Origin of the sequence: Pontibacter indicus (assembly GCF_900156345.1) — a bacterium.
GTDB lineage: Bacteria > Bacteroidota > Bacteroidia > Cytophagales > Hymenobacteraceae > Pontibacter > Pontibacter indicus.
Genome location: NZ_FTPP01000003.1, coordinates 488,664 through 513,291, shown reverse-complemented (window position 1 = coordinate 513,291; position 24,628 = coordinate 488,664). Strand labels below are relative to the sequence as shown.

Annotated in this window: 21 protein-coding genes and 1 riboswitch; of the genes, 8 read left to right on the top strand and 13 right to left on the bottom strand. The window is 51.1% G+C overall.

What is annotated here, in order from left to right:
- A partial coding sequence (locus tag B0B12_RS16980) for a M57 family metalloprotease (protein ID WP_244554744.1) occupies positions 1 to 476 on the bottom strand: 476 nt, incomplete at its 3' end.
- 267 nt (positions 477 to 743) lie between these two features.
- A complete protein-coding gene (locus B0B12_RS16975) occupies positions 744 to 1,823 on the bottom strand; it encodes a sensor histidine kinase (RefSeq protein ID WP_076671279.1) in 1,080 nt (359 codons plus the stop codon).
- Positions 1,824 to 1,909: 86 nt separating this feature from the next.
- Between B0B12_RS16975 and B0B12_RS20430 the strand changes: the two genes are divergently transcribed.
- Positions 1,910 to 2,047, top strand: a complete 138-nt coding sequence (locus B0B12_RS20430) for a hypothetical protein (protein ID WP_170871901.1) — start codon at positions 1,910 to 1,912, stop codon at positions 2,045 to 2,047.
- Positions 2,048 to 2,059: 12 nt separating this feature from the next.
- On the opposite strand, the gene B0B12_RS16970 is transcribed toward B0B12_RS20430, so the two are convergent.
- The gene (locus B0B12_RS16970; RefSeq protein WP_076671276.1) at positions 2,060 to 2,803 is read right to left on the bottom strand and encodes a LytR/AlgR family response regulator transcription factor; all 744 of its coding nucleotides are present in this window, start codon (positions 2,801 to 2,803) and stop codon (positions 2,060 to 2,062) included.
- 675 nt (positions 2,804 to 3,478) lie between these two features.
- On the opposite strand from B0B12_RS16970, the gene B0B12_RS16960 reads away from it, so the two are divergent.
- Positions 3,479 to 3,772, top strand: a complete 294-nt coding sequence (locus B0B12_RS16960) for a DUF6520 family protein (RefSeq protein ID WP_139337833.1) — start codon at positions 3,479 to 3,481, stop codon at positions 3,770 to 3,772.
- An 86-nt stretch (positions 3,773 to 3,858) separates the two neighbouring features.
- Here B0B12_RS16960 and B0B12_RS16955 read toward each other — a convergent pair whose 3' ends face one another.
- The 4 genes from B0B12_RS16955 to B0B12_RS16940 form a co-directional block, all read right to left on the bottom strand.
- On the bottom strand, positions 3,859 to 5,214 hold the full coding sequence (locus tag B0B12_RS16955; protein WP_076671267.1) for a RagB/SusD family nutrient uptake outer membrane protein: 1,356 nt from the start codon (positions 5,212 to 5,214) through the stop codon (positions 3,859 to 3,861).
- An 18-nt stretch (positions 5,215 to 5,232) separates the two neighbouring features.
- Positions 5,233 to 8,439, bottom strand: coding sequence for a SusC/RagA family TonB-linked outer membrane protein (locus tag B0B12_RS16950; protein ID WP_076671264.1), 3,207 nt, complete (start codon positions 8,437 to 8,439; stop codon positions 5,233 to 5,235).
- Positions 8,440 to 8,451: 12 nt separating this feature from the next.
- A complete protein-coding gene (locus B0B12_RS16945; protein ID WP_083704268.1) occupies positions 8,452 to 9,057 on the bottom strand; it encodes a TlpA family protein disulfide reductase in 606 nt (201 codons plus the stop codon).
- Positions 9,058 to 9,123: 66 nt separating this feature from the next.
- On the bottom strand, positions 9,124 to 9,486 hold the full coding sequence (locus B0B12_RS16940) for a hypothetical protein (protein ID WP_139337832.1): 363 nt from the start codon (positions 9,484 to 9,486) through the stop codon (positions 9,124 to 9,126).
- Between the two features lie 645 nt (positions 9,487 to 10,131).
- On the opposite strand from B0B12_RS16940, the gene B0B12_RS16935 reads away from it, so the two are divergent.
- Positions 10,132 to 10,563 carry a helix-turn-helix domain-containing protein gene (locus B0B12_RS16935; RefSeq protein ID WP_076671256.1) on the top strand — a complete coding sequence of 144 codons (432 nt, stop codon included), beginning with the start codon at positions 10,132 to 10,134 and terminating at the stop codon, positions 10,561 to 10,563.
- Between the two features lie 340 nt (positions 10,564 to 10,903).
- Here B0B12_RS16935 and B0B12_RS16930 read toward each other — a convergent pair whose 3' ends face one another.
- From B0B12_RS16930 to B0B12_RS20515, 4 genes are all read right to left on the bottom strand, one after another.
- Positions 10,904 to 11,623: a DUF5131 family protein gene (locus tag B0B12_RS16930; protein WP_076671368.1), complete on the bottom strand. Its 720-nt coding sequence runs from the start codon at positions 11,621 to 11,623 to the stop codon at positions 10,904 to 10,906.
- Between the two features lie 103 nt (positions 11,624 to 11,726).
- A complete protein-coding gene (gene tcmP, locus B0B12_RS16925) occupies positions 11,727 to 12,842 on the bottom strand; it encodes a three-Cys-motif partner protein TcmP (protein WP_076671253.1) in 1,116 nt (371 codons plus the stop codon).
- A 378-nt stretch (positions 12,843 to 13,220) separates the two neighbouring features.
- Positions 13,221 to 13,901 (bottom strand): hypothetical protein, encoded by a 681-nt coding sequence (locus tag B0B12_RS16920; RefSeq protein WP_076671250.1) that lies wholly within the window; start codon positions 13,899 to 13,901, stop codon positions 13,221 to 13,223.
- Between the two features lie 70 nt (positions 13,902 to 13,971).
- Positions 13,972 to 14,661, bottom strand: a complete 690-nt coding sequence (locus B0B12_RS20515) for a YbjQ family protein (protein WP_083704267.1) — start codon at positions 14,659 to 14,661, stop codon at positions 13,972 to 13,974.
- A 511-nt stretch (positions 14,662 to 15,172) separates the two neighbouring features.
- Between B0B12_RS20515 and B0B12_RS16910 the strand changes: the two genes are divergently transcribed.
- From B0B12_RS16910 to B0B12_RS16895, 4 genes are all read left to right on the top strand, one after another.
- Positions 15,173 to 15,898, top strand: a complete 726-nt coding sequence (locus tag B0B12_RS16910; protein WP_076671246.1) for a DUF6088 family protein — start codon at positions 15,173 to 15,175, stop codon at positions 15,896 to 15,898.
- Positions 15,899 to 15,975: 77 nt separating this feature from the next.
- A complete protein-coding gene (locus B0B12_RS16905) occupies positions 15,976 to 16,794 on the top strand; it encodes a nucleotidyl transferase AbiEii/AbiGii toxin family protein (RefSeq protein WP_244554743.1) in 819 nt (272 codons plus the stop codon).
- Positions 16,795 to 16,931: 137 nt separating this feature from the next.
- Positions 16,932 to 17,126, top strand: a complete 195-nt coding sequence (locus B0B12_RS16900; RefSeq protein ID WP_076671243.1) for a hypothetical protein — start codon at positions 16,932 to 16,934, stop codon at positions 17,124 to 17,126.
- A 473-nt stretch (positions 17,127 to 17,599) separates the two neighbouring features.
- Positions 17,600 to 18,790 carry a TlpA family protein disulfide reductase gene (locus B0B12_RS16895; RefSeq protein WP_170871900.1) on the top strand — a complete coding sequence of 397 codons (1,191 nt, stop codon included), beginning with the start codon at positions 17,600 to 17,602 and terminating at the stop codon, positions 18,788 to 18,790.
- Between the two features lie 65 nt (positions 18,791 to 18,855).
- On the opposite strand, the gene B0B12_RS16890 is transcribed toward B0B12_RS16895, so the two are convergent.
- Positions 18,856 to 20,121, bottom strand: coding sequence for a GDSL-type esterase/lipase family protein (locus B0B12_RS16890; protein WP_170871899.1), 1,266 nt, complete (start codon positions 20,119 to 20,121; stop codon positions 18,856 to 18,858).
- A 484-nt stretch (positions 20,122 to 20,605) separates the two neighbouring features.
- Entirely contained in the window at positions 20,606 to 20,764 is a 159-nt protein-coding gene (locus B0B12_RS20425) for a hypothetical protein (protein ID WP_170871898.1), read from the bottom strand.
- Positions 20,765 to 21,061: 297 nt separating this feature from the next.
- A riboswitch (SAM riboswitch) is annotated at positions 21,062 to 21,166 on the top strand.
- Between the two features lie 448 nt (positions 21,167 to 21,614).
- Here B0B12_RS20425 and B0B12_RS16880 point away from each other — a divergent pair.
- Positions 21,615 to 24,626 carry a SusC/RagA family TonB-linked outer membrane protein gene (locus tag B0B12_RS16880; protein WP_076671232.1) on the top strand — a complete coding sequence of 1,004 codons (3,012 nt, stop codon included), beginning with the start codon at positions 21,615 to 21,617 and terminating at the stop codon, positions 24,624 to 24,626.
- Positions 24,627 to 24,628: the final 2 nt, after the last annotated feature.

The window sequence follows — 24,628 nt, the reverse complement described above, 5'->3', positions numbered from 1 at the left end:
CCGGCAGAGGCCAGGTAAGAAGAGCCCGCAGGCGCCTTCGACAGCAGGATGTTGTAGCCCGAGGACACGCGGCGGAACTTCAGGCGCAGGTTCTCTGCGTTGAAGCGGCGGATGGCCTCGTCCAGTGCCGTTACATAAGAAGAAGGCAGGCTGGTGGTGATGGCCACGTTGATGGTGCGGCTGGTGCCTACGCTTACCAGGTTGTTGGTGCGGTACTGTTCCTCCTCACCCACGCGCAGGGCTGTGGTTTCTGGAGAAGACTGCAAGTCGCTTTCAGAGAAGAAGATGTCGCCTTCCACAATGTAGCCACCCTCGGTGCGCTGTACATTGTCGGTGTTGAAGCCCATCTCTGAGATTTTGGCCATAGCGAGGGGTGAAATCTCGTTGGTCGTTACATCGGCCTCTTCTTTCTGGCAAGAGGAGAAACCAAACATGGCCGTCAGGGCCAGGAGCGAAAGGAGTCGTAATTTTTTCATAAAGGAACTTGTTTTAAGTGAGATGATGAGTTGATTACGAGAAAGTTACAGCAAAATATGTCTCTCTGGTAGCTTGTTACACGGAAGCGTGTGTTACCGGGACAGACAGGTAGGCTGGGGGTACCTGTTGCCTGTACACGGGCGCAATATGGCTACTATTGATGCGGACAGGAGGGGAACAAACAGCGTATGGCCGACAAACTGGTACAGGCGCAGGAACGCGGTTCTAAGCAGTTGGGTTGAACAGGTCGTCCCGGTGGAATCAGGTCAGGTCGTGACGCATAACCTGGTGTGGAAAAAGCCGGCCTCATCGGTCCAGGCGTCAAAGGAAGCGCGCCCGGGGTAAGCATGCTGCAGCCGCTTTCGGATATTGTCCAGTCCGATGCGATGTCCCCTTGCGCGTGTATCCAGGCATGGGTTCACAGTCATGATTTTCAGTTCGCCCGCCTGATACCTGACCGTGATCGTTGCGGGTTCACCTGCTCCGGTCAGGTCTCCGTGTTTGAACATATTCTCCACCAGGGTGATCAGCACCAGGGGGATAAAGCGGATACCTTCCAGGTTAGGGCCGTAGTGCAGCAGAATGCGAAGCCGGCCTTCCTGCCGGATCCGGTGGATGTGGAGCAGGTGCTCGACCTGCTGAATCTCTTCCAGCAGGTCGGTTTGCTGGTGCTCATCTTCACTTTGCAGGGCATAGCGCATCATGTGCGAGAGGGAAAGGATGGCTTCGGCCGCCGGTGCGGAAGTCTTCCGGACACTGTTGTAAACGTAGTTGAGGGTATTAAACAGGAAGTGGGGGTTGATCTGCGCTTTGAGGAAGGCGTTCTGGGAACGGATCAGCTCCGTCTGCAGGTGCTGCTTGTCGATGATGTCGAGCAGCTGCTGCCTTTGAATCTGCTCTACGCGGGTCCGTTCGCTCAGGTATTTGGTGAGGAAATAGTAGGCCGTCGCAAATCCCAGGAAATAAATGGCCCGCCAGGCGGACCGTAACAGGTAAGCCGAGTCCAGGTCCAGGGAGCGGGTCATGCGTACCTGAAAGAGGTCGACAGCCAGAAGCTCCATTGCATAGGTGAAGAGGATATAGGCGATGACTTCCGCCACAATAAGAGAAGGAAGAAGCCAGTAGCGGTGCCCGATTGGAAGGAGCCCCCTGGGCATTACAACAAGCGCATGCAGATAGAAGAGTGCGATGTTGATGCTGTAGTGCAGGGCATAATCCCCGAAGGAGCTCAGCCTGCCATAGATGATTCCGGCCACAGTCACCTCATACAGCACAAACAGCCCCCAGGCCACCAGGTGAAACTGATACCGCCGGATTGTGCTAAAAATATAATTTTTTAAAGACATTTTCCTGTATGTCTACTAAGCGGGGCAATTTGTGTAACATTTTGGCAGTGTAAGCTGGCCGACCCTATTTTCAAAAGAAAAATGTTATGGCAACGAAACCGAAAGCAAAGCTTACACTCAAGAACAAGCGCATCTTCACTTTCAATGGCACGGGTAGCAAGAATGGCAACAGTACAGACCCGACCATTCTGCCTACCACCTCCATGATGACCTTCATCAAATAAAACAGTCCGGGACTAGCGCTGCGAAAAGAGGGAGTTGTCGGCGATGTAGGCATCAAAGTGTTTTTTGTAGAGTTCGCCGACGGGTATCTCCAGGCCCCCTTTCAGCTGGATTGTACGGCCATGCACGGCCGTAATCTGGTTCTTGGCAATGATGAATGAGCGGTGGACCCGGAGGAAGCGATCTGTTTCGCGCAAGGCGTCCTCCGTCTCCTTCATGGTCAGGTAGGCGATGTGCTTCTGCGTGGGGGTATAGATCTGCACGTAGTTCTTCAGGCCTTCCACGGCGATGATCTCGTCAAAGCAGATGCGGATCAGCTTGTTTTTCTGATCGCTTTTAATGAAGAAGGTACTGTCCGGGCAGCCGGGCCGCTGGCTGGCCACCTCCCGGCTTTTGAGCAGCTCGCTGACCGTGAGCGCGAATTTATTCAGGCCGATGGGCTTTAGCAGGAAATGGTCGGCGCGGATGTCGAAAGCATCGACCGCGTATTTGGGGTGTGCGGTCGTAAAGACCAGGAAGCTGGTGAGCGGGCGCAGCACTCTGGCCAGTTCCATACCCGAGAGCCGGGGCATGTCCACATCCAGGAAGATGAAGTCGTAGCGCTCTCCCGAGTCACTGTCCATCAGCGCCGCCACCGGGTCCTGGAACGACTTGGCCAGGTATAAGGACGGGACTGCTTCAATGTAATCTGTCAATAGCTCAATGGCGTGACGTTCGTCATCCACCACCAGGCATTTGTAGCGCTGTACGGTTGACATGCTGTTAATTAAGTTAGTTTTATAGTCTGGTATCAGGGTAGCAGGATGCTGCAGCAGGTTCCCGGGATGCCGCGCAGACAACAACTAGCAAGGGAAGATTTCAGGGCGGCGTGGGGTTTCCCTGTGTTATGCGCCCAGTCTTTTCTCTGCCCCCATGTAAGCGCCTTGAGGCTCCATGCTGGTATGGCCGCTCTGTTTAGGAGGGCATGCCACGCTGAACGGGGCGTCCCTCCAGGTACAGTCCGAGCCCTGCCTAGGTAAATGTAAATTTTTTATTTTAAATAATCCACTTCCGTTCCGGTGAATTTTACCTTTCCCCAGCGGGATGGCCTGTGCCATCAGCTGTTTCACCTCCCTTTGCCATTCGGTTTGCTGACTGTGCCTCCTGCTCCTGCGTCGGGCATTACGTTTGCCTGCTCTTTCAGGTTTCCTCTACCTGTCCCTTCTCCCTGTTCTGTAACAGAAATTCCCGCGCTGCTCCGGTCTACCTTTATTCCATCATCAAAGCGAAAGGAGGTAAGCGGAAAAAGACGGAAAAGGGATGCCTGTTCCCGCTACGGGAGGTAGCCGGAACGGGCCAGGGGGAGGCCGAAAACCCGCGCCAGAGTAGGCAACGAATTAATTTCAAATTAAAGTTTTTCGCTTGCTTTTTGATTTAATAAAGCATCCAGACTTATGAAAAAGTACATGTTAAGTTTAGCGGCGATGGTGGTGGCTGTGGCAGCCATGGCGTTCACGAATGTGGAAAAGCCGGAAGAGCAAAGACTGGCGAAGTACATCTTCACTGGTAGCCAGTTATCGCAGGCAACCAACCCGGATCATTGGGATGAGGTGCCTCTAAGCGCCCCTGGCTGTTCAGCTGGCAGCTCACTCCCTTGCGCTGTAACAACTGAAATGAACATCGAAGACTGGTTGGCAGGCAAAACCGCTGAGCAGGTAAGGCTACAGGCCGATAGCCGCCGCAACTAGTATTATACCTCGCGCTAATTAAATGAAAAAGCTGCCTGGCAAGACCGGGCAGCTTTTTTGGTTTCAATTAACAAAACAGCGTAAGCTCAGCGGGGGTTCTGCGGCATTCCTGAAATAGCAATCACATCATCCGGAATCGGCAAGGCATACCGCAGGTCATTCGGGGGTAAAGTATAGGTCTGCCCCTGTACAGTTCGGGTAAGCGTTATATTAGCACCCTCTTTATTCAGGCGTTTGATATCCATCCACCACAGGCTGCGCTGCAAAAGCTGCTTGCGTCGCTCCTGCAGGATGAGCGCCAGGGCTTCCTGTTGATTACCTGCCTCTAGTGGTATAAAGGTGCCCGATCGCCACCTTTTCACCAGCAGGGTGTTCAGGTCGCGCATGGCTTCGGATACGTTTCCTGTCCGGGCGTAGCCTTCCGCGCGGGTCAGGTACATTTCATCTGTTGCTGGCCCTGCAAATGGCGAATCATGTCCATAGCTGCCTTTGAAGGCGAAGGAGCCATCGCCGTTGTCCCGGAAGAAGGCTTCTTTTCGCAGGTCATCGGCTGCATAGGAGGCATACAGAATAGGGTCCACTTTCGCCCGATCCTCCCTTAAAAGACTGGTAACGCCCCAGGCCAGGTGCTCCGTGAGCACTTCGGGATTAAAACGTGGAAAAGGAAATGTCTCAGCAGGATTCAGGGTATTGTAATCCAGCAGGGCCGGTTGCAACTGCAAGGTGGAGTCAGCATAGAACTTTGCCTGCTCGTACTGGCGCATAGAAAGATAGGTACGGGCCAGCAGGGCATAAGCTGAGGCCTTGTAGGGCCGGATGGGGTGCGACTGCGTAACCGGGAGCAATGTGGCAGCTTCCTTCAGGTCCAACAGGATTTGTGCATAGGTTTCCTCCACAGAAGCTCGTTCTGACCGGATGTTAAAATCGCTGCTCAGGCGCAGCGGAATGCCCAAATCCGTAGCGGCTGTGGCGGCATCGTAGGCAGGTGCCCAGACATAGGCTGCCTGCAGGAAATTGTGCGCGCGGTAATAAAGCGCCTGCCCTTTTACATAGTCCCAATTGCGGCTGTTGGCGGCATCTCTGGTAATGGAGGGCATTGTTTCCAGCACGACATTGGCCACATACACCGGCGCGAAATTCATGCTCCAGTCATTGAATTCTGGCGGGAAGAGGTTTGCCCTGTTCCAGGTATAGATATTGCGCTCTTCCAATGATAGGCCTGCCCAGTCGGTGTCGGTCAGGAAGAAATTGCCGGAGCCGATCTCACCCAGGTTGGGTATCTGGTGGTTCATCAGATCGTGCTCGTTGAGCAGGGCCTGCAGATCAGCCAGCGTAGTCGGTATGGCCAGCTTCTGGTCCGGCTTTTCATCCAGAAAGTTTTCGCAGGACATCAACATGAGTAGTATGGCCCAGCAAATCGGGTACTTGATATATTTTTTCATGATAGCGCTTGAATTAAATTAAAAGGAGGCTTTGAGTCCGATGGCATAAGTTCTGGCAGGCGGCAGGGGTGCAGTGCCCAGGTGATAGTCCGGGTCTATGCCTTGTTTATTGGCTACCCACAGCAGCCCCAGGTTGCTCACATTCACGTAAGCCTGCATCTGCCGGAAGGGCAGTCGCTTGAAAGTCGTTTTGTCAAACGCGTAACTGGCTGATATATATTGAAGCCTTACATGGTCGCCGCGCTCCACCAGCACTTCCGAGCCGGAGTAGAAGAAGTCGCGCGCAGTATTGGCCGGGTAGGGCATCGAAGGCACATGCGTAATGGCCTCGTCGCCCGGTTGCTGCCACCTGTTGGCAAAGTCGTGGTGCATTTCGCCGTTGCGGTAGAGCTCGTTGTAGTTGACGGACTTCCTTCGGAAGAAATAGCCGAACTTGTAGGTAAGCCGGGCGGTGAGTGACAGGTTGCCAAAACTCAAGGTATTGCCCAGCGACCCAAAGTATACCGGCACAGCGCTGCCGTTGTAGCGCAGGTCATCGATCTGTACTTCGGATCCGCGCAGCGCCACATAGTCTTGGGTCACATCCCCGTTCAGGTAACCCTGCGGATCGCCGGTTTCCGGATCGAGGCCCGCCCAGGGGTAGGAGAAAATACTATAGACCGGCTTTCCTACGAGGCCGCTGATAGCGGGCGTACTGGCAATGAAATTGCTCGCCTGCTGGTTGCCCAGGTAGTAGTCCGTTACTTCGTCTTTGAAATAGCTGAAGTTGAGATGGGAGCTCCAGCTAAAGCGCTTTGCCTGCAGGTTGATGCTGTTAAGCTCCACATCCATGCCCTGCCCCCGCATGCTGGCCACGTTCCGGAGCATGGTAGCACCTACCCCGGAGGTATAATCGGCCAGCTCCCACCCATAGAGGTTGGTGCCTTTCTTATGGAAATACTCCAAGCTGCCCGACAGGCGGCTGTTCCGCGAACCAAAGTCCAGTCCCAAATTGAACATGCCAGCTCTTTCCCATCTCAGCTCGGGGTTGGCATGGTTGGCGATATAGGCCATGGGCTCAGCAAGGAGTGGTGATTTGATAAGGCGGTAAGTCATGGTCGTGACAGCCGTTCGCGCCATATCCACATTACCACTGTAGCCGTAGGTAGCCCGCAGCTTCAGGCTGGGCAGCGCTCCCCACTTGTAAAAGGCTTCCTCTGAAATGTTCCAGGCAAGGCCCGTGCTCCACAAGGGGTTCCAGCGGTTGTTGGCATTCACGCCGAACAGGTTGGAGGCATCCTGGCGGGCGCTGGCCGACAAGGTATAGCGCTCCCGGAAAGTATAGGCCGCATTGCCGTACACCGACAAAAAACGGTTCTCCATGCCCCGGATATGCTGCGCTGGCTGGATAGTGGAGGTTCTGCCGTTGGTGATGAGTGGGTAGAAGTTCACCGGATCGATCTGTCCGAAAGTGAGGTTGTTCTCGTCGAAACCGAAGAAACGTTGCCCATGGCCACTGGTGCTGGCCTGGCGCGCTTCCGCCCCGGCAATCGCAGAAATGCCGTGCGCCCCCCAGGTCCTGTTGAATCCCAGTTGCGCACGACCGCTCTGTGATTGTATCAGCTCCTCCGAAACTACCAGTATGCCGCCTACCGGTACGCGGTAAACAGGCTCACCCGTTATAGGGTCCAGCTGTGTGTAGAGGTTGACCATGTTCCGGGCCATGTAACTCTGCGCATCGTTGAGCTGCTCGCTGGAGGACTGCTGCCGCTGGTACTGGTAGCTCAGGCTGGCCTCAAGTCCAAAGGGAAGTTTATAACTGAGCCCAACATTGCCCAGCACATCCTGCAGGGTACCAAGCGTGCGACTGTGGCGGTAGTCTGTAAGCGGGTAGTAGTTCCAGTCCAGGAGTTGGCCATTGCCAGCCGTTTCTTTCCAGGACTGGCGGTAATCCTTCACCACGGGCAGCGGGTTGCCTGCCTCATCGGCGAAACGGGCGTAAGGGTAGAGGTTGCTGGTCAGCATCGTCACCTGGCCGTAACCGGGCTTCCCGCTCTCACTGTTGCTCAAGGTATAGTACAGGCCCGTAGAGAGCTCCAACCGCTTGGCAGGGCGCAACGTGTTTTGGAAGCGGAGGTTAAAGCGGTCGTAGCTGGCGGACAGGTTGCTGAGGTTGCGGTCATAGCCTGCGGACATCAGCCAGGCGTTTTTGTCCGAGCTACCCTGCAGGCCCAGGCTATACTGCTGCTCCACACCCCGCTGGTACATGTGCCGGTTATATTCATCGCGCACGTCCACGGCACGCAGGGCATTGATCCGGGCATTCGCCTCGGCTTCGCTGAGCGTGCCGTTCCTGCGTTGCAAGAGCAGCTCCACTACCGGCGTAAGGGCCGGCCGGTTCACTGAATTGATGTTGCTGTTGTAATAACCCCGGCCAAAGAGCATGATCTCCGTGTCGATGTAGTCGGAGCTGGACATCTGCGGGATGTAGGAAAGATCCGGCACCTCCGTCATGCGCACGTTGGTATTAAAATCCAGGCGCAGGGGCTGGTTGAAGCGCCCTTTTTTGGTGGTGATCACGATCACGCCATTCCCGGCGCGGGTACCCCAGATGGAGGCTGCTGCCGCGTCTTTCAGCACCGTCACACTCTCGATATCATTGGGGTTGATGTTGTTGATGTCGCCTTCGTAGGGGAAGTTGTCGACCACGATCAGCGGCGCTTTCGGGCCCATGATGGTGCTCAGGCCACGGACCATCAGCCTGCCCCGCCGGTCGGTGCCCCGGTCCACGGTCAGGCCATTGGCTACTGCCTCCAGGCGGCTGATCACATCGGTGCTCACCTGTTCGTTAAACCGCTCCTTGCTCACCTGCGCAAAAGAACCTGTGGCACGCTCCTGCGGCAACTGCTGGTAACCGGTCGAGACGACCACTTCCCGTAACTGCCTGCTGTTTTCCTGCAGGGCGATCACAAAAGGGTCGGGCAGGGGCAGGCGAAGCGGCGCTTCATAAGGCAGGTAGCCCAGGTAGCTGATCTGCAGCGTGTCCTGGTCCCGGCTACGGGCAAGCGTGAAGTTGCCCTCTGCATCGGTCATAGTGCCGGTGCTGCTTCCTTTCAGACGCACAGGAGCGCCCGGCAAGGGCGTGTTGGTCACAGCGGATACTACTTTGCCGCTGATGGGCTGTTGCGCCCTGGCCGGTAAGGTATAGGCCAGCAGGAGCAGCAGAAGGAATAAAATTCTTTTCATATGCTGTTTTGTTTAAGGTTTATCATGGTTTCGGGTATGCCTGCGGTTGCCTTTCAGGGCGGCCCGGACTTTTTCGGGTGTCAGCTCATCCGCGCCAGTCACGGCATGCAGCGTACCGTTAGGGGCGATCCAGACGATGTGCGGAATGAGCTGGTGGGGGAAGAGGGCGTTGAGGGTGGTGTCGTTGACAGCAGCTGCCAGGGGATAGCGGCTGCCATCGGGGCGGCGCCAGCGGTCAAAGTACTTCTCTATCTTGGCTTCGGTATCGCCGGTTGACTGGGAGTTGACCAGCAGTACCTGTACTTTATCGCCAAACTCCTGTTGAATGGCGTCCAGCTTCGGAAGGGCCAGTTTGCAACTGCCACACCAGGTAGCCCAGAAATCGATCAGCACCAGTTTTCCCCTGAAGTCGGAGAGGCGCGCCGTGCCAGCCGGGTGATGGAGCACACGCGAGAAGGAAACATCCGGCACGGGTTGACCGATCTTGATTGATGGTTCAGACGGTTGCGGATGTTGTGCCATACTCCGACCGAGAGCCAGTGAAAAAGCCAGCAGCCAGGGGAGGAAGAGGAAATAAAAGGGCATAGGAAGCCCGGGAAGCCATTTTTTTGGTTTCATACTGATAGAAATTAGAATTTAACAAAGAGGACATCCGCTACAGCGGCGAGGGGTACTTTTACAGGTTTACTCGGGTGGCGAGATCAGGAGCATCCAGCTGGCATCGACGGAGGTGTGCAGCAGGTCCAGGGCCTCGGCCAGCGGCGCAGCTTCTAGGGAAGGTGCTGCCTTTTCGATGGGCTCCGGCAGCATGTCCCCCGGCAGGTCATGTAATTGATATAGAGCCGAAACAAGTGTTTTAAGATCTTCATAGAAAGTAATCAGTTCAGTATTTTTTGAACAGGTGATGGTGGCGCGGCTGTCTTTGAGGGCCAGGATGAACCATTTCCAGAGGCGCTGCTGTGCTTCATGCTGTGGGTAACGGGCGCAGAAGTCAAGCAGGGCCTGGTCGGGCTCGGAGAGTTTGAATTCAGGTAAGGTGTAGGGCATGGTTTCCATAGGTATTCGGTTAAAGTTTGGGAAATAAGGATCCTGCCAGCCGCTAATTAGCGCTGGTCATGCCGGGGAAGGGAAAAGGAAACAGCCGCCCGTTACACATGTTAGCTGGTGTTAGCGGGGCAGCGACGGAGGGGTATTCACTCACTCAGGGGGTGAGATGAGTAGGATCCAGTCGGAACCAAAGAACAGAGTGAGACCTTGGCCTGATGGCCCGGATGTAGGGAAGGGGAGAAGACGTAGTGTTATTTGTATCATGTTTCTTCCTTGTAAATCATCCAGTGCTGATTCTGACAGCAGCTTCACTTTCGCCATCGTCCTTACAGGAAGGCGATGGCAGCCTTTGGGTTTCCACGGACAGGCGGTTAAAGTACTTGTTGGCGTGTAAGCGGATCCGATAAAAGCACCTTAGTGGCCCTAGGGCTTGCCTGTGCGCCACGGTTGCTTTGGGAATATACAGAATACCTTATATCTTTAAGGGACTGAACTGCTCGACTGAGGTCAGCTTCACGAATTACAAACTTGCGGTTTTAAGCACTTGTATCAAATGTGGTACGCTTGTATTAAACAAGGGCTACATTTGTAAAATACGAGCAAAGTTTAATTGTATAATAGGTAGAAATTTAGTATATTAATCCTATGGAAACAGCAGCTAGAAAAAAACCAATCCACCTGGGCGACCATGTGCGAAGAATGCGGACCGCTTTGGGAGTAAAGCAATCCGCCTTAGCCATTGAACTGGGCATGACCCAGCAGAACGTCTCCCGCATTGAGCAGGAAGAGGAGGTTGATGATGTGACGCTGGAGAAGATTGGAAAGGTGTTGGGAGTGTCGGCTGAGGCGATCAAGAACTTTGATGAAGATGCAGCTATTAATATTGTTTCAACAACTTTTAATAGTCATGACAACTCTACTTCTGTAGCTTTTAAATCGACATTCAATTTTAATCCAATTGATAAGTTAATGGAGGTAATGGATGAGAATAAGAAATTGTATGAAAGATTACTACAGAGTGAGCGAGAAAAAGTAGAGTTCTTAGAACGTTTGTTGAAAGATCAGCAGGGTAGATAAAGGTATTTTGAATTTTTTATAAGAAGGGGTAAAGAAGATTATAATTTTCTTTACCCCTTCTTATTATTAATCATTCTATTATTACTAGTATGTAATAGTAGTACTCTCAGCAGTGTGGAATTTGCAGTTTTTCACGTCCATGAACAATATAACCAGCTATACCCAAATTCGCAGCATTATACCCATCAAGGAGCTGGTAGAGCACGTGGACAATTCGGCCCACGATTACCCAGGTACTGTGATTATGCTGGATGACCTATTAGATGCATGGGAGAAACCGGAGCTGGATCATAAGAAGAAAATGGAAAAGAAAAAGGGAGGCGCTAACCTCCCTTTTTCTTTAAATAAGTATATGTCGTTCTGGCATCCCATCGTAAGTTCTTCCATTGAGCTCTCTACCTGCGGCTTTCTTGTTCTTCCCACCCCACTGTTTAAAGAAGAAAGCTGTTCTAGCAGCCTCACATTGATCTCTTATATCTATTACCCACTTTGCTTGCATTGGCCTCGGGTTTCGGCCTGATTCACCCCCAACAATCACCCAGTCAATATCTCTCAGATTTAGTTCTATAAGTGGGCCAATGAGCGGTTCAAGAGAAAGAAACTTTATAACTGCATCCGACTGACGAAGATGATCAATCCTGAAGTCAACATCTTGATTCTCCACAGAAACTCCCATCCAGATGTTGGTAGTCCAGTTTAATAAAGGTGATAGCTCTGCTAGGCGCTCGGTTCTTTTGGTTAGGACTTGAAAGGTGTGCTGAGGACATTCATTCATGACCTTAAAAACCTGTTGTATGAAATGTAATGGCACATCTTCATGAAATAAGTCACTCATGCTGTTCACAAATATTACTGAAGGCTTCCACTTGCGGGGTTGATTCAGTACCTCAGGATGACATGTGACAGTTCTGAAGTCATTACTATACTTAGTCACACCCATAGCCTGAAGCCGCTTATGCATAACTTCAGCATAACAAAATTTACAACCCTGTGAAATTTTAGTACAGCCAGTAGTGGGGTTCCAAGTTGCTTCTGTCCATTCTATGCTTGATTCTGCCATGATCTGGTGTTTAAGGAACAAATTTAATCAATATGCTAAATATTTTAGTTTATAACTAAATATTTTGGCATAAAAGCATTAACGAAAACACTAAGGTACTTGTTTAAAATCCATTCCACTTAATAACCACAGGGCACTCACCTTTATAGGCGTCTTTAAAATTTATTTTAGGCGCTACGCCCTCAAAGTGTATTTTCTTAGCATTATTTTTGAGGAACTTCAAGTGCTCTGTTGCATGGCTAAGGGGATGGCCATGTTCTAGTGTAAAAAGATAAATCTGTCTGTTAGTAACGGTTTTAAATTCGCGAAGCATTGACTCTAGTTGCTCCTTAAATTTATCAATCTTATTTTTCTTTGGCTCAGTGGCAAACATATCAAGTTGCAAAGCTGGCTTTACAACATCATCATTTATGTCGAAGTTTGCTTGTCCATTAAGCGGGCTATGTTTCCATACTATTTGAAGGAACTTCTCTACTGCTCTTGGATGCTTGGCGCCGAAAACTAGACCGTGAATATTGGTCCCTTTTTTTATGGAGAAAGGATGAAGCTTAAGGGCTGATCCGGTTGGGATCTGATTACTGATTGCCTTCACTACATCTTCGTGTATGAACCGGTATGGATTACTCTTTAAAGCCTCCATGTCAATACTGAGGTGGTTACTGAACTCCTTGGTGCTGCCGAATCGCCTAACGTGAGAGGAGGAGATGAAAAATAGAAAATCGGTTTGTCGCGTCCTTTCCAGCGCAAGGAGGTTTTTCAAATTAGTGAACTTAATACCGTTCTGATCTAAGAAGACTAGGCTTGGGTATTTCTCGATCTCTGGGAGAAGCTCGGTATACACTTGATTGAAGTCCTGTTGAAAGATCTTATAGCTTATAGCCCTTGCTACATCACTGTTTTCAATTAGATATTGCTGGACCGCCTGCTCTAATAGTCTTTTTTTTCCCTGTTTAAACTCATTCAAGTATAGACGAACATTTACTCTTTTTGTAAATATGTGACCTATGTATTGCTTGATTACATTGAGTATGCGGATAGGGCTTCCCGGTTCCCCATTTAAATCGTAACCTGTGCCAGCAAAGAGGTCAAAGATGCAGATTGTAGGAGTGGATTGCATTACGAAAGTAGGCAACCAAGCTTGCGTATACTTCTCAAAGATATCTAGCTTGGCTAAAGTTGCTTCATCAAACGGCTTGTCGTGCAAGTCTATAATGGCCATAGTTAAGTTGTTTCATCAGTAAGCGTTAAAGTATAGTTTTAATTATGCTATTAAATTATTCATGAATTAACAGGTTCCAAGCTTTCTCTACTTCCTGCTTAGCTTTCTGTACCTGCGCAATTACTGCATGCGGCACTACTGTTTTCTCCCGTTTCCCATCTAGTATGTACCCTAACCCCATGCTCACGATAAGCTGTGAGGAAGTGCATCACTACCTGCAGACTCATCTCAACTCTAGGGTTCCAAATGTCGGAGATGTTACAAGACGGGAGGTTGCAGCCAACAACTACCTTGGCATAAGAGCCCATCACTGTTTTCAGACGCTCTATTTTCTCGAGAAATCGCGGTCTCACCTGCTCTTTGTGGTACATGGTTATCTTAATTTAATGTCTTTAGCAGCTCCCGGATTTTTTTCTTCCTTTCGTAGTAAATCCAAACTTGTGCAGGTACAATGAAAAGGATGCCACACAATAAGGCATTCAGCAAATAATTATAACTGGAGTTCCCAAGTATAATAGGTATATAAGAAAAGGTTTTGGCTAGAAGCCAAGCTAGCCCTAAGAGAGTAGGCTCGAAAACAATAAGTATAGTCAAGCCTAAGCCAAGAGAAACGGTTTTGTCAAAATATGCTGCAAAGGGCACAGCTATTATGGCGAAGACAATTAACCATGACGAAGAAATAAAATGCCAAAAATAGCTCCTGGTTGCAATCGAAGCATTTGGGCTCGTTTCATCTAGGATTTGCTTTTTAGAGTTGCTAAAATGAATGTTCGAAAAAAAGGCCCAAGTATAGTCTTTCCATGTCGCATGCTTTATTATATTTCTTCGCAAGGTAAATAATTCGGCTTTTTCGTGCTTTGTTAGACTCGTGTCTTGGAGAATTTCAGACAAAGCTTTTGCCTGCTCAATTTTTCGGGCATTATTGTAGTAATATGAGAAGCTTAAAAGATTGTCAGCTAGCAGTACAATAGCCCCCAGCAGTAAGACTAGGATAATCTTTGCGGGAAGCTTTCTGGTTCTGTCAGTGAAATAGTGAAAGATAGAATTAAAAAGGTCCATATTAAGGTTTGTTTTATCGCTAAGGTCAAGTATTATGAAGTATTTGGTATACTTATTTTGATTGACCTGATCAACTAGCTTCCACTGTTACATATGCATTGTTGGTAACATCAATGCTTCGGAGGTACTGTCTTCTCTCTACAGCTTTTGTTAGCTTCTCAAGGCTTTGTATTCTTTCCTGCCCGAGCACTTCGGTATTATGTATTTTGACAGCTGTGCCAGTCATACACACCATCAGCATACCTTTATCGCCACCAACCTCAGCATAGTCTATATCAGCGCCGATAACGGCATTGCCCCCTAGCTGAATACACTTTAATCGAAGCTGAGTAAGGCAAAGATTCTCTCCATTGCTGATCTTGCTGTTATATGCTCCTGACTGCATGCCGAAGAAGTCTGTAAAGCTTGACTTGAACTCCGAAAAAACACCGGTGCCGGTAGTAGACTGTCCCGTTACCATGTCTAACACATCATATTCCCACTTGTGAGGGGACTGTAGAGAAATGACAGGCACGCAATCAATGATAGATTCTATAGTCTTGTCTAAAGCATTTCGCTCAATAAAGAATTTGCCTTTTGAGGTTTCGTAAAGTTTCTGAGCGCATTTCTCGCAGTACTGTTCATGGTGAAGACCGGAGAATTCGTTAATGATAGGTATGAATTTCTTGCTTACTAGCTTATTGGTCCCTATCAAGCCTCCTGTTTTAAGTTTGGAGTTACAATGCGGACAATCAGTTAGGGTGGGTAAGGTTTGTTCCATGTTTTCAGAGTAAATTTTTTAATAATCAATCTAATTCTTTAGAAACCCAATCTAAGGTGTAAGCATCCTTCGCAGGCTTAGCTCTTGTCTCAGCTTTAAGAAGTATGCCTTTTTAGTAGGTAGACCCAGTTTATAAGGATGTGATATTAGTTGATTTAAAGTAAATATAGTAATATATAATGGTTCGTTGAGTGTTATAAATCAATGTTGTGGATAAAATGATGATTTTGTAGAAAATAGAATGATAGTTAAAAGTTTATGGTTTGTAGTTTCCATTATCTAGCTGAGATATTTTTTTCTCCTTAGGGAAGTCTAAGCAGGTGTTACTTGAGACGAAATGTTAGAGAATTTGCCATCAAACCTTTGCTATATCTATACCTTTATACCTATTTACATTATTGGTTTAACTGTTCTCAAGGTATACCTGCCAAAATGTTGAGGTATACCTTAAGATAAGGTATCAACCAGTTCATTCTGTAGCCAACTGTGCTTTTTTTTATAAGGTATACCTATGAAAATAACTGATTACATAGCATCTGCAATAGGTAGGCTCCCAAAAGGATATGTGTTCACCTATGCTGATTTAATAACACAGGTGAATAAGAAAGAGGCAGTCATAAAAGCACTTAATAGGATGGCAGGAGCTGGCAGAATAGCCAAGCTGAGCAAAGGGAAATATTATAAGCCTGAACAGACACCGTTCGGAGAACTGCAGCCCAGAGAAGCACAGGTAGTAAAAGACCTCCTAGAAGATGACGGGAAAGTTACTGGCTACCTGACAGGGTATAGTGTTTATAACCAGTTTGGTCTTTCTACCCAGGTAAGCAACACCATCCAGATCGGGAAAAACGACGTGCGGCCCGCTTTCAAGAGAGGAAGGTATACCATCTCCTTTATAAGGCAAAAGAATACCATCACCAAAGAGAACATTCCCTTGCTCCAGATACTTGATGCTATTCGCTACATCAAGAAAATTCCCGATTCAAGTACTGCCGAAGCTTGTAAAAGGCTTCTGGTTCTTATAGAAGGCTTGTCAATAGAGGATAAAAACACAATGGTTAGGCTGGCTCTAAAATATCCGCCGGCTACCAGAGCTCTACTAGGTGCTTTGCTGGATCAGATAGAAGAAAAGGCTATTGCAACACCACTCTATAAATCATTAAACCCTATCACAAAATATAAATTGACTGGCGTTGCAAACGTACTAGGCGCCTCCGATAAATGGAGTATCGTATGAAGTTGCATCAAGATAAGACACTTTTCAGGCAGGCGGTTCAGTTTACGGCCGACTAAATGCAGATACCCACTGTTTATGTGGAGAAGGATTATTGGGTAACTTTTGCGCTGTTCACCATTTTCAGCAGTGAGATTGGGAAAGATACTGTTTTTAAAGGAGGGACAGCTTTATCAAAATGCTACCAAATGATTGAGCGGTTTTCAGAAGACATCGATTTGGTACTATTGAAAAGGGAAGGTGAAACACCAGCCAAGTTGAAGTCAAAGCTGAAGGCTGTCAGTAAAGCCATTGAGGTGGGATTGCCCGAGGTAGCCATAGAAGGTGTTACCCGCAAAATGGGCATGAGCCGCAAAACAGCGCATAGTTATGGCAAAAGCTTCGAAGGTAATGTCGGGAATATGATGCTTAACAGCGGACAGCCAGATATGGCAGCAGCAAACGGATTGCTGCCATTTAATTTGGTTGTGTTGGAGCCTGTCAGAACTATCTGTGAGAAGATTATGAGCTTGGTCCGCTTTTCCTACAGCGACAACCCGCTAGAGGATTTAAGAAAAAAAGTCAGGCATACCTATGACTTGCATCAGCTTTTACAGCAAAAGGAATTCGCTGAATTTCTGGATTCTTCAGCTTTTGATGATATGTTATTGAAAGTGGCAAAAGATGATGTAGCTAGCTTCAAAAACAATAACCTATGGCTCAATAATAAACCGGCCGAAGCAATAATCTTTAAAGAGATTGATTCAGTCTGGAATGAATTGAAAGTTGTTTACATTGGGGAATTCAAAAACCTGGTTTATGGTAGCTTGCCCGATGAACAAGCTGTTTTCATTACGCTGAAGAAAATTAAAGATAGGCTAGCAAGTGTTAATTGGACCATTAAGGTAGATCCTCGCTAGTGGCAGCAGGTATAGGCTATACCTAAGTTTAAACCTACACTAAGTATACTAATTTTCCTATCTTGTTGTAAAATTCATTATTGTCATGTCTATACCTGATTATCCCTGTCTAACATTCATAAACTACTAGCGATACCATGTCAAAGCAAACGCACAGTTTCCCGGCACTGATCTCCTTCTTTATCCCCGGTCTTGGTCAGCTCATCAAAGGGCACCTCAAAGGCATCTTCATCTGGGTCTTTGGCGGTATCCTGACCTTCTTTTTCTGGTGGACTTTCATTATCCCGTTCATCCTGTGGGCCTGGAACGTGTATGATGCTTATAACTCCTAAGGTGAGCAAAACGTTGGCCCGCTCACCAAGCAGACGATTTCTCCGAAAGGCCGAACCATAACCGGTTACTACACTGGGGCTGAATACAGCAGCTATTTACATGCCACTGTATACGCAGGCATGGAGCAAAGCCAGGTGGTGGGCTCCCCCACGGAATGGTAACGCTAATCCGTTTTAAAATGGCTTTCGTGCAGGCAGGCGCATAGTCAATACGTATCCAAAGCCTGCTTCTTATAATGTAAAAGTTAAAGTATGTTAAAAAATCAAGAATAGCCACGGCAATTTCCTAGGTTAGCAGCTGGATGCTGAGCCTGTTTTTCTGTTAGAGCGTGTGGCAACGGGTGTCCTTGTAAAAATTCAAAGGAAGTAAAACAGGCTGCGATGGGGCTGTCACCCGACAACGGCTTTGAGGATGGAGCAGACAGGGAAGGCAGCACGAAAAGATGGTTGAACGAAACAAATCCTTGAAAGCCATGCGAACACTTCAGGCGAAGCTTATCCTGTCCGGCTGCTTCTTTCTCTCCATTTTGTCAGGGTTGCACCCCGTCTTGGGGCAAGGAGCCGACAACCCCACCGCAGACCGGGTGCTGTCGGCTGTCTATGAAAAACTGGCCGGCATGAGAAGCCTGCAGTATGCCTACCGGCTGGAGCTGAATTACGCCTCAGAGGACTACCACCGCGCCCTTCCCGGCAGCGCGTACCTGGAGTTCACCCCATCCGACACCCTGATCGGGTTCCGGTACCAGGTGGAACATGACAACATGAAGTTCGTGTACAACGGAACGGAGAGCTTTGTGCTGGATCAGGATCAAAAAACCATGCGCCTCAACACCAGTCCGGAATTTCAGTATTTTGCCGGGATCACGGCTTTCTACAATTCACTGGTGACCTTAAGGAAAGCGATTCCCGCCCTGATCGCTGACAAAACCATCGGGAAAAGCATCGCAGACACCACGATGGACAAGCGGGAGTGCTATGTGATCCGGCTGACGCTGGACAGGAGAGTGATCGACCGCCTGGGAGGTTTTTCGGAGCTGGGAACAGACCGGAAGGTCAGCTATGAGATCACAGTGGAGAAAGAGAGCTACCTGCCCGTGCAGATCCTGCAGCGCAACGACCAGAACCAAGACTTTATGCTGACGGCCTTCAGCCGGATTATGCCGGATGCGGCATCACCTTCCGAGCTGTCCTGGTATTACTCCAGCTATGCCGATCAATACAAGCTGACCCAAAAGAAAGCGCTGCAGCCGCTGCAGGAACACACGGCGGCGCCGGACTGGCAATTGCCGCTGTACGGAAGCCCGGAAGCCGTGCAGCTGCAGCAACTGCGCGGAAAGGTCGTGCTGCTGGAGTTCTGGACCAAAAACTGCGGCTATTGCATTTCGGTGGTTCCGGCCTTAAATTCCCTGGTAAAGCGATTTGCCCACGAGCAGGTCGTGGTCTTGGGCGTGAATGCCCACGATACGGAGGAGGGGATCAACAGCTTCTATAAAAAGAACAGGCCCCACTACAAGTCAGTGTTCAAGGGGAAGGGCGTGTCTGAGGCCTACGGGGTCGGTTACTTCCCGGCAATCGTCCTGCTGGACAAAGCAGGCAGGGTCCTCTACCAGGGGGAATACGACCAAAAGAAGATCGAAGGATTGATCCGGACCGCGCTGCAGTAGCGGTTTGCCACCGCAGCCGGTGCCCGTTTCATGGATGCAGGCCGATCAGGCTGCACCCGCCGGGGCTATCTGACCAGCAGCTTTAGGGTATGGCTTTTAGTTAAAGCGCTGACTTCCCAGAAGTAGAGCCCGCTGGAAAGGACCAGGGGCAGTCGCACCTCATCGTTCAGCTCTCCCTGCGCCCGTGCCTGCAGCACCTGGTGATGGAGCCTCCGGCCCATCGCGTCCCGCAGGGTCACATCGACCAAAGCCGAAGGGGCAAAACCGGTAGCACTGATGTGCACGGCCTGTGGGCTGCCATCCGACAGGGTAGGGTGGAGCCTCACGTTGAAGTCTGTGGGGACCGCGCGATGGACAGTCACCACCCGGGAGTAGGCATAGGAGCCGTCTGTGTCGACCTGCCGGAGGCGGTAGTACAGCACACCTGCCGGGGCGCTTGCATCCCGGTAGGTGTAGCGGTGGGTCAGGCTGCTGGTGCCGGCTCCCTCCACCTTCCCGATGGGGGAAAAAGGCTGCCCCTGTTGCATGCGCTCCACCTGGAAATAGGCATTGTCCAGTTCCGAGGCCGTCGCCCACTCCAGGAGCACCTCCGTCTTCGCAAGGTTGGCCCTGAAGGAGGTCAGCTCGACGGGCAGGGGGACGATCGGAGCGAGTGCCTCGTACCATACCTGGGCCATCTTGCGGTACCCCTGCTGATTCGGGTGCAGCTGGTCGGCCATGTCACCTCCGTCCCCTTCCGGCCTGTACACCAGCCCGGCGTCATCCTGCATGTCCACCAAGGTAATCTTGTCCCCGGTTGCCAGCCTTTCTTCGACCATCGCCTCCACGTGGGCGTTATACGTCCTGGTAGCGGCGTCTACGGCGGGGTCCCGTCCGTCTGTAAGTATTATTTTTGCTAAGATGACCGGCACTTCCCTGCCGACCCTTTGTTCATATAGGTCTACCTGGTCGAGGATGGCGGCCACATCCCGCACCGCCTCCGGACTGGCGTCAATCCAGTTGGTGCCGATGTGCAGCAGGATGACATCCGGGGCATACCTGTCCAGGTAGGGGCCTCCCCCCGGGCCACGGTAGTTGCCGCTATTATAGAATTCAAATTCCCCTTCCTGCAGGAGCGTGGCGATGTCCTCGTCCCGGGCCCCGCCGAATCCCGCGTGCCTGGTGTCAAGCATATGGGCGCTGCCCCCGCGCTCACTCCCCACAAACTCGTACTGCCCTTTCCAAGGAGAGGCATCCAGGAGCTCCTCCAGCCTGGCACGATAGGCGACCCTGTCTTCAGGGGCCACCTCAATGCTCCTCACGCCTTCGGTGTTAGAATCACCAAGTGGCATGATTCTTACCTTTGACGTGGGGTCCGACTGGCTGAAGGCAGCTGTCTGCAGCGCAAGCGTTGCAACAGCGGACAGCAGGAGGCAGCAATGGTACCAGGGGCGGAAAGCGCAGAGGGGCATGAACGTCTGTTTTCAGTTTGGTATTAGACAGTGCCTATATACTGCCCGTCTAATTTAAAAGTTCTGATCTAAGGTGCTTTGCCGGCTTCTCCTCCGGGGAGGAATACAAGCTGATTCACAGTTTTTTAGGTCAGGCAGGGTACACTGGATGTCCGTGGCGTGGCGAAATTTTACCGTAGCGCGCCGGCCGAACTCGTGAAAAGAATCAGCGAGAAGGGCTAGGTCTTATATAGAAACTTGCCTATATTTGATTGAAGGAATCAGCTGTACTGTGGTTTGGCATGATGGTGTGTGACAAGGCCAATCCCAGGAGTTCCTGCTTGCTCTTCAACAGTTCATGTTAACCAAAGGAATGCAGATAAGCCTATTTCCGGAAACGAAACAACTGAAAGGCCACCTCGAAGGCGAGGTAGCCCGGAGCGTGGCCCCCCGGTGGGTTTTCGGCCGGATCGACAAAAAGAAAGGCCGACACTTGTGGGTGCTGAAGCAGCATCGGGATGCTGCCATTGTATGCATCTCCCACCCTCTGGTGCAGCAGTGCACTGTTCCCTTACCCGGGATAGAAATTTAAAGAGCCTTACCGCACGCCTCCCCGCACTGGACGCAGGAGTCGTCTGGCCAGTTGCCAACAGCCATCGTTTGCAGCTGGTATTCAGCACTAACCTGCTGATACGATGTTATTGATTTTTGATATTGTATTTAGGTAAGTTGAGTTCTGGAGAATCGGGAATGCCCCTCTTTGGATATTTTCAGAAATTATTTCTTCTAAAATTTGCAATACTCGCGTGCCTGCCATTACCTTTGCAGCATCTTTATCGAAGATTTATAAAGAAGAGGTGAGAGAGCAGGCTCCATGATCCTCTAGCAACCATCAGCGCAGACTGAAAAGGTGCTACTTCCTGCCCAGTTTTGGGACATATAAATTGAAACACATGAACACACATTACATCACTTCAGCGTTTAAACCGACGGCCTTACTACCTGTTGCAGCGCCCGCTGCGCGTGTGTGCTGTTGCTGCTGTTGCTGCTAATCCACCTTTTTTCAGGTTTTACCAGGCCTGCACCACCACGGTGTAGTGGCCAATTGTATACCTGGGCCTGATTCATCTTTTTTTATTCTTACAATCCAGATCATGGGAAATCCTATACCCCAGCCTGTGCTGCGTCACCATGTGGCATCCTTTCCGAACCGGGCGCAACAGAAGTTGCCCGCCAATACCCCTATGCCCGCCTGTATGCGAATGCGCATGCGTAGCTGCTGTTGTTAGCACTACGCCTTGTACTAATCTGATATAATTCTTCTTGATTTATCCTGTGGCTGCAATTGATAAAATTGTAGGGTGGGAATACTTTATCCATTAATTAAAGATAAAATGCAAAATAACTTCTCAAATATATTTGTGCGGCTTGTCGCGTCCCTAGGGCTGGTACTGGTTTCAGGTATTGCGGCTATAGCACAGGACGCCCTAACAAAGGGTGTCGTGAAAGACGCCAAAACAGGTGAGCCGCTGATAGGGGCACGCGTGCAAATTAAAGGCTCCGATAAAGGCACCGTGACAGGTATAGACGGTAGCTTCAACCTGCCGGTGGAGCAGGGACAGACGCTCGTGATTTCGAGCCTGGGCTATACCCCGCGCGAAATAAAAGTGGCAGGCGAGTCGGTAACTGTTAGCCTGCAGGAAGATACCAAGGCCCTGAACGAAGTGGTGGTGGTAGGCTACGGCACGCAATCGCAGAAGGCGGTGTCGAGCGCGGTGACGTCAGTGAACCCGGAGGAGCTGAAAGGTATACCGGCCCCGTCGCCGGACCAATTGCTGCAGGGCAAGGCTTCTGGCGTGCAGATCTCCTCGGCCAGCGGTACACCAGGTGGCGGTATCTTTGTGCGCATCCGGGGCAACACCTCCATCAACGCGAGCAACGAGCCGCTCTACGTGGTGGACGGCGTGTTCATCAACAACCAATCTCTCTCCGGCCTCAGCCTGGGCGGTCAAACCACCAACCCGCTGGCGGACCTGAACCCGGCGGACATTGAAAGCATCGAAATCCTGAAAGACGCGAATGCCACGGCTATTTATGGTGCGCGCGGTGCCAACGGGGTGGTGCTGATCACCACCAAGCGCGGCAAAACCAATGCCGGCACCCGGATCAATTTCCAGACGTACGCAGGTATAGCGAAGGCCCCGAAGATTTACGAAACGGTGAATGCGCAGCAGGAGGCGGAACTCATCAACGAAACCTACCGCAACGACGGTGGCAATCCGGCCCTGGTGCCTTTCCGCCCGAAAAGTGAGGGTGGCCTGGGTCTGCCAAGTGAACAGACAACCTATTCCCGTATCCCGGACGTGTTCCGTACAGCACTGACGCAGAGCTATGACTTGTCGGCTTCCGGTGGTGGCGAATCCAACCGCTTTTTCCTGGGTGGCGGCTACTTTAAGCAGGAAGGCATCGTAAAGCCGGCTGCCTTTGAACGCTTCAGCGGCCGTTTTAACTACGATCACCTGGTCAACAATCGCCTGACGATCGGGACCAGCACCACCGTGTCGTACAGCAAGCGCAACCAGAGCCGCAACGACGACAGCGCCCAGGGCGTGATCAACTCGGCCCTGTATGTGCCGACCTACCTGCCGGTGTTCAACGAAGACGGTAGCTATGCCCGTCACTCCATCTTCGACAACCACCTGGCCCTGATCAACAACCTGAACATCAAGGGCGAAAGCAGCCGCCTAATCTCCAACCTGTACGGCGAGTACGAGGTGCTGGATGGCCTGACTTTCAAGTCGAGCTGGAGCCTGGACTACAACAACTACTCTGACAAGGTATACAACAACACGCAGATCAGTGTGGGTTTGCCAGCCGGTAACACCAGCCGCGTCGACACCCGCCTGGTGACCCTGCTTAACGAGCAGTTGCTGACCTACAACAAGCGCTTCGGCAACGACCACTTCCTGAACGTGCTCCTGGGGAACACGGTGCAGCAGACCAGGTATAACACCCTGTCGCTGTCCGGCCGCAACTTCCCAAGCGATAACTTCCAGGAGATCGCCTCTTCTTCGCTGCAGACCGGCTCGACCAACTCCAGCCAGAACGGCCTGATCTCTTTCTTCTCCCGCGCCGGCTATACCTTCAAAGACAGGTATAGCGTGGACGGTAGCATGCGCGCCGACGCCTCCTCGCGCTTCGGGGCCGCCAACCGCTGGGGTGTCTTCCCATCCCTGGGTGCTTCCTGGATCGTTTCGGAAGAAGCCTTTGCCCAGGACCTGCCCTTCGACCTGATCAAGCTGCGCGCCAACATCGGACTGACCGGTAACCAGAACGGCATCAATGACTTTGCTTCCCTGGGTTTGTGGAGAGCGGGCCGCAACTACGACGGCCTGCCGGGCATCAGCCATCAGCAGCTGGCCAACCCGGACCTGAAGTGGGAAACTACGCGCCAGTGGAACGTGGGCCTGGACCTGGGCCTGCTGCAGAACCGCCTGAAGCTGGAAGCCAACTACTATAACAAGTATACCAAAGACCTGTTGCTGGAAGTGCCGGTAGCGGCCAAGACAGGTTTTACCAGTGTGTTTGAGAACTTGGGCGAGATCAGCAACAAAGGGGCGGAGCTCAACATTTCGTCTACCAACATCGCGCGTGATGACTTCTCCTGGACGACCAGCCTGAATGTGGCCCGCAACGTGAACAGGATCGAGAAGCTGCCTATCCCGATCAACCAGCACTCCCGCGACTGGATCCGCATGGAAGAGGGCGGCTCAGTATATGCCTTCTGGGTATACAAGCAGCTGTACGTGGATCCGCAGACGGGCGACGCCGTGTATGACGACGTGGACCAGAACGGGTCGATCACCGTGGCCGACCGCCAGATCGTGGCGAATGCTGCCCCTGATTTCTTCGGTGGTCTGAACAACCAGGTTAACTACAAGCGCTTTGACCTGTGTGCCCTGTTCTACTTCGAGTCCGGCAACGACATCCTGAACCTGAACCGCTTCTTTATGGAGCACGGCGGTACCCGCAACGGCTCTATCACCTACCTGCCGGGCCAGCTGGACAGATGGCAGCAGCCGGGTGATGTGACCGATGTGCCCCGCATGACCCGTACCGGCAACAACTACAGCCTGCCGAGCAGCCGCTACATCGAGGACGGTTCTTTCCTGCGCCTGCGCTTGGTGACGCTGGGCTATACCTTGCCTGCGGAAGTGCTGAGCAAGTACAAAGTCTCCAACCTACGCCTGTACGTGTCCGGCACCAACCTTTGGACGCTGACCAACTACAGCGGCCTGGATCCGGAAGTGAACGTGGCCGGCAACAACCAGAATGTGCGCGGCATTGACCATGCGGTGGTGCCACAACCCAGATCCTTCCAGGCAGGTCTTAATGTAACTTTTTAAAA

Coding starts and splice junctions, on each gene's coding strand:
- B0B12_RS16975 (WP_076671279.1), bottom strand. CDS start 1,823: ATGTCTTTAAAAAATTATATTTTTAGCACAATCCGGCGGTATCAGTTT.
- B0B12_RS20430 (WP_170871901.1), top strand. CDS start 1,910: ATGGCAACGAAACCGAAAGCAAAGCTTACACTCAAGAACAAGCGCATC.
- B0B12_RS16970 (WP_076671276.1), bottom strand. CDS start 2,803: ATGTCAACCGTACAGCGCTACAAATGCCTGGTGGTGGATGACGAACGT.
- B0B12_RS16960 (WP_139337833.1), top strand. CDS start 3,479: ATGAAAAAGTACATGTTAAGTTTAGCGGCGATGGTGGTGGCTGTGGCA.
- B0B12_RS16955 (WP_076671267.1), bottom strand. CDS start 5,214: ATGAAAAAATATATCAAGTACCCGATTTGCTGGGCCATACTACTCATG.
- B0B12_RS16950 (WP_076671264.1), bottom strand. CDS start 8,439: ATGAAAAGAATTTTATTCCTTCTGCTGCTCCTGCTGGCCTATACCTTA.
- B0B12_RS16945 (WP_083704268.1), bottom strand. CDS start 9,057: ATGAAACCAAAAAAATGGCTTCCCGGGCTTCCTATGCCCTTTTATTTC.
- B0B12_RS16940 (WP_139337832.1), bottom strand. CDS start 9,486: ATGCCCTACACCTTACCTGAATTCAAACTCTCCGAGCCCGACCAGGCC.
- B0B12_RS16935 (WP_076671256.1), top strand. CDS start 10,132: ATGGAAACAGCAGCTAGAAAAAAACCAATCCACCTGGGCGACCATGTG.
- B0B12_RS16930 (WP_076671368.1), bottom strand. CDS start 11,623: ATGGCAGAATCAAGCATAGAATGGACAGAAGCAACTTGGAACCCCACT.
- tcmP (WP_076671253.1), bottom strand. CDS start 12,842: ATGGCCATTATAGACTTGCACGACAAGCCGTTTGATGAAGCAACTTTA.
- B0B12_RS16920 (WP_076671250.1), bottom strand. CDS start 13,901: ATGGACCTTTTTAATTCTATCTTTCACTATTTCACTGACAGAACCAGA.
- B0B12_RS20515 (WP_083704267.1), bottom strand. CDS start 14,661: ATGGAACAAACCTTACCCACCCTAACTGATTGTCCGCATTGTAACTCC.
- B0B12_RS16910 (WP_076671246.1), top strand. CDS start 15,173: ATGAAAATAACTGATTACATAGCATCTGCAATAGGTAGGCTCCCAAAA.
- B0B12_RS16900 (WP_076671243.1), top strand. CDS start 16,932: ATGTCAAAGCAAACGCACAGTTTCCCGGCACTGATCTCCTTCTTTATC.
- B0B12_RS16895 (WP_170871900.1), top strand. CDS start 17,600: ATGCGAACACTTCAGGCGAAGCTTATCCTGTCCGGCTGCTTCTTTCTC.
- B0B12_RS16890 (WP_170871899.1), bottom strand. CDS start 20,121: ATGCCACTTGGTGATTCTAACACCGAAGGCGTGAGGAGCATTGAGGTG.
- B0B12_RS16880 (WP_076671232.1), top strand. CDS start 21,615: ATGCAAAATAACTTCTCAAATATATTTGTGCGGCTTGTCGCGTCCCTA.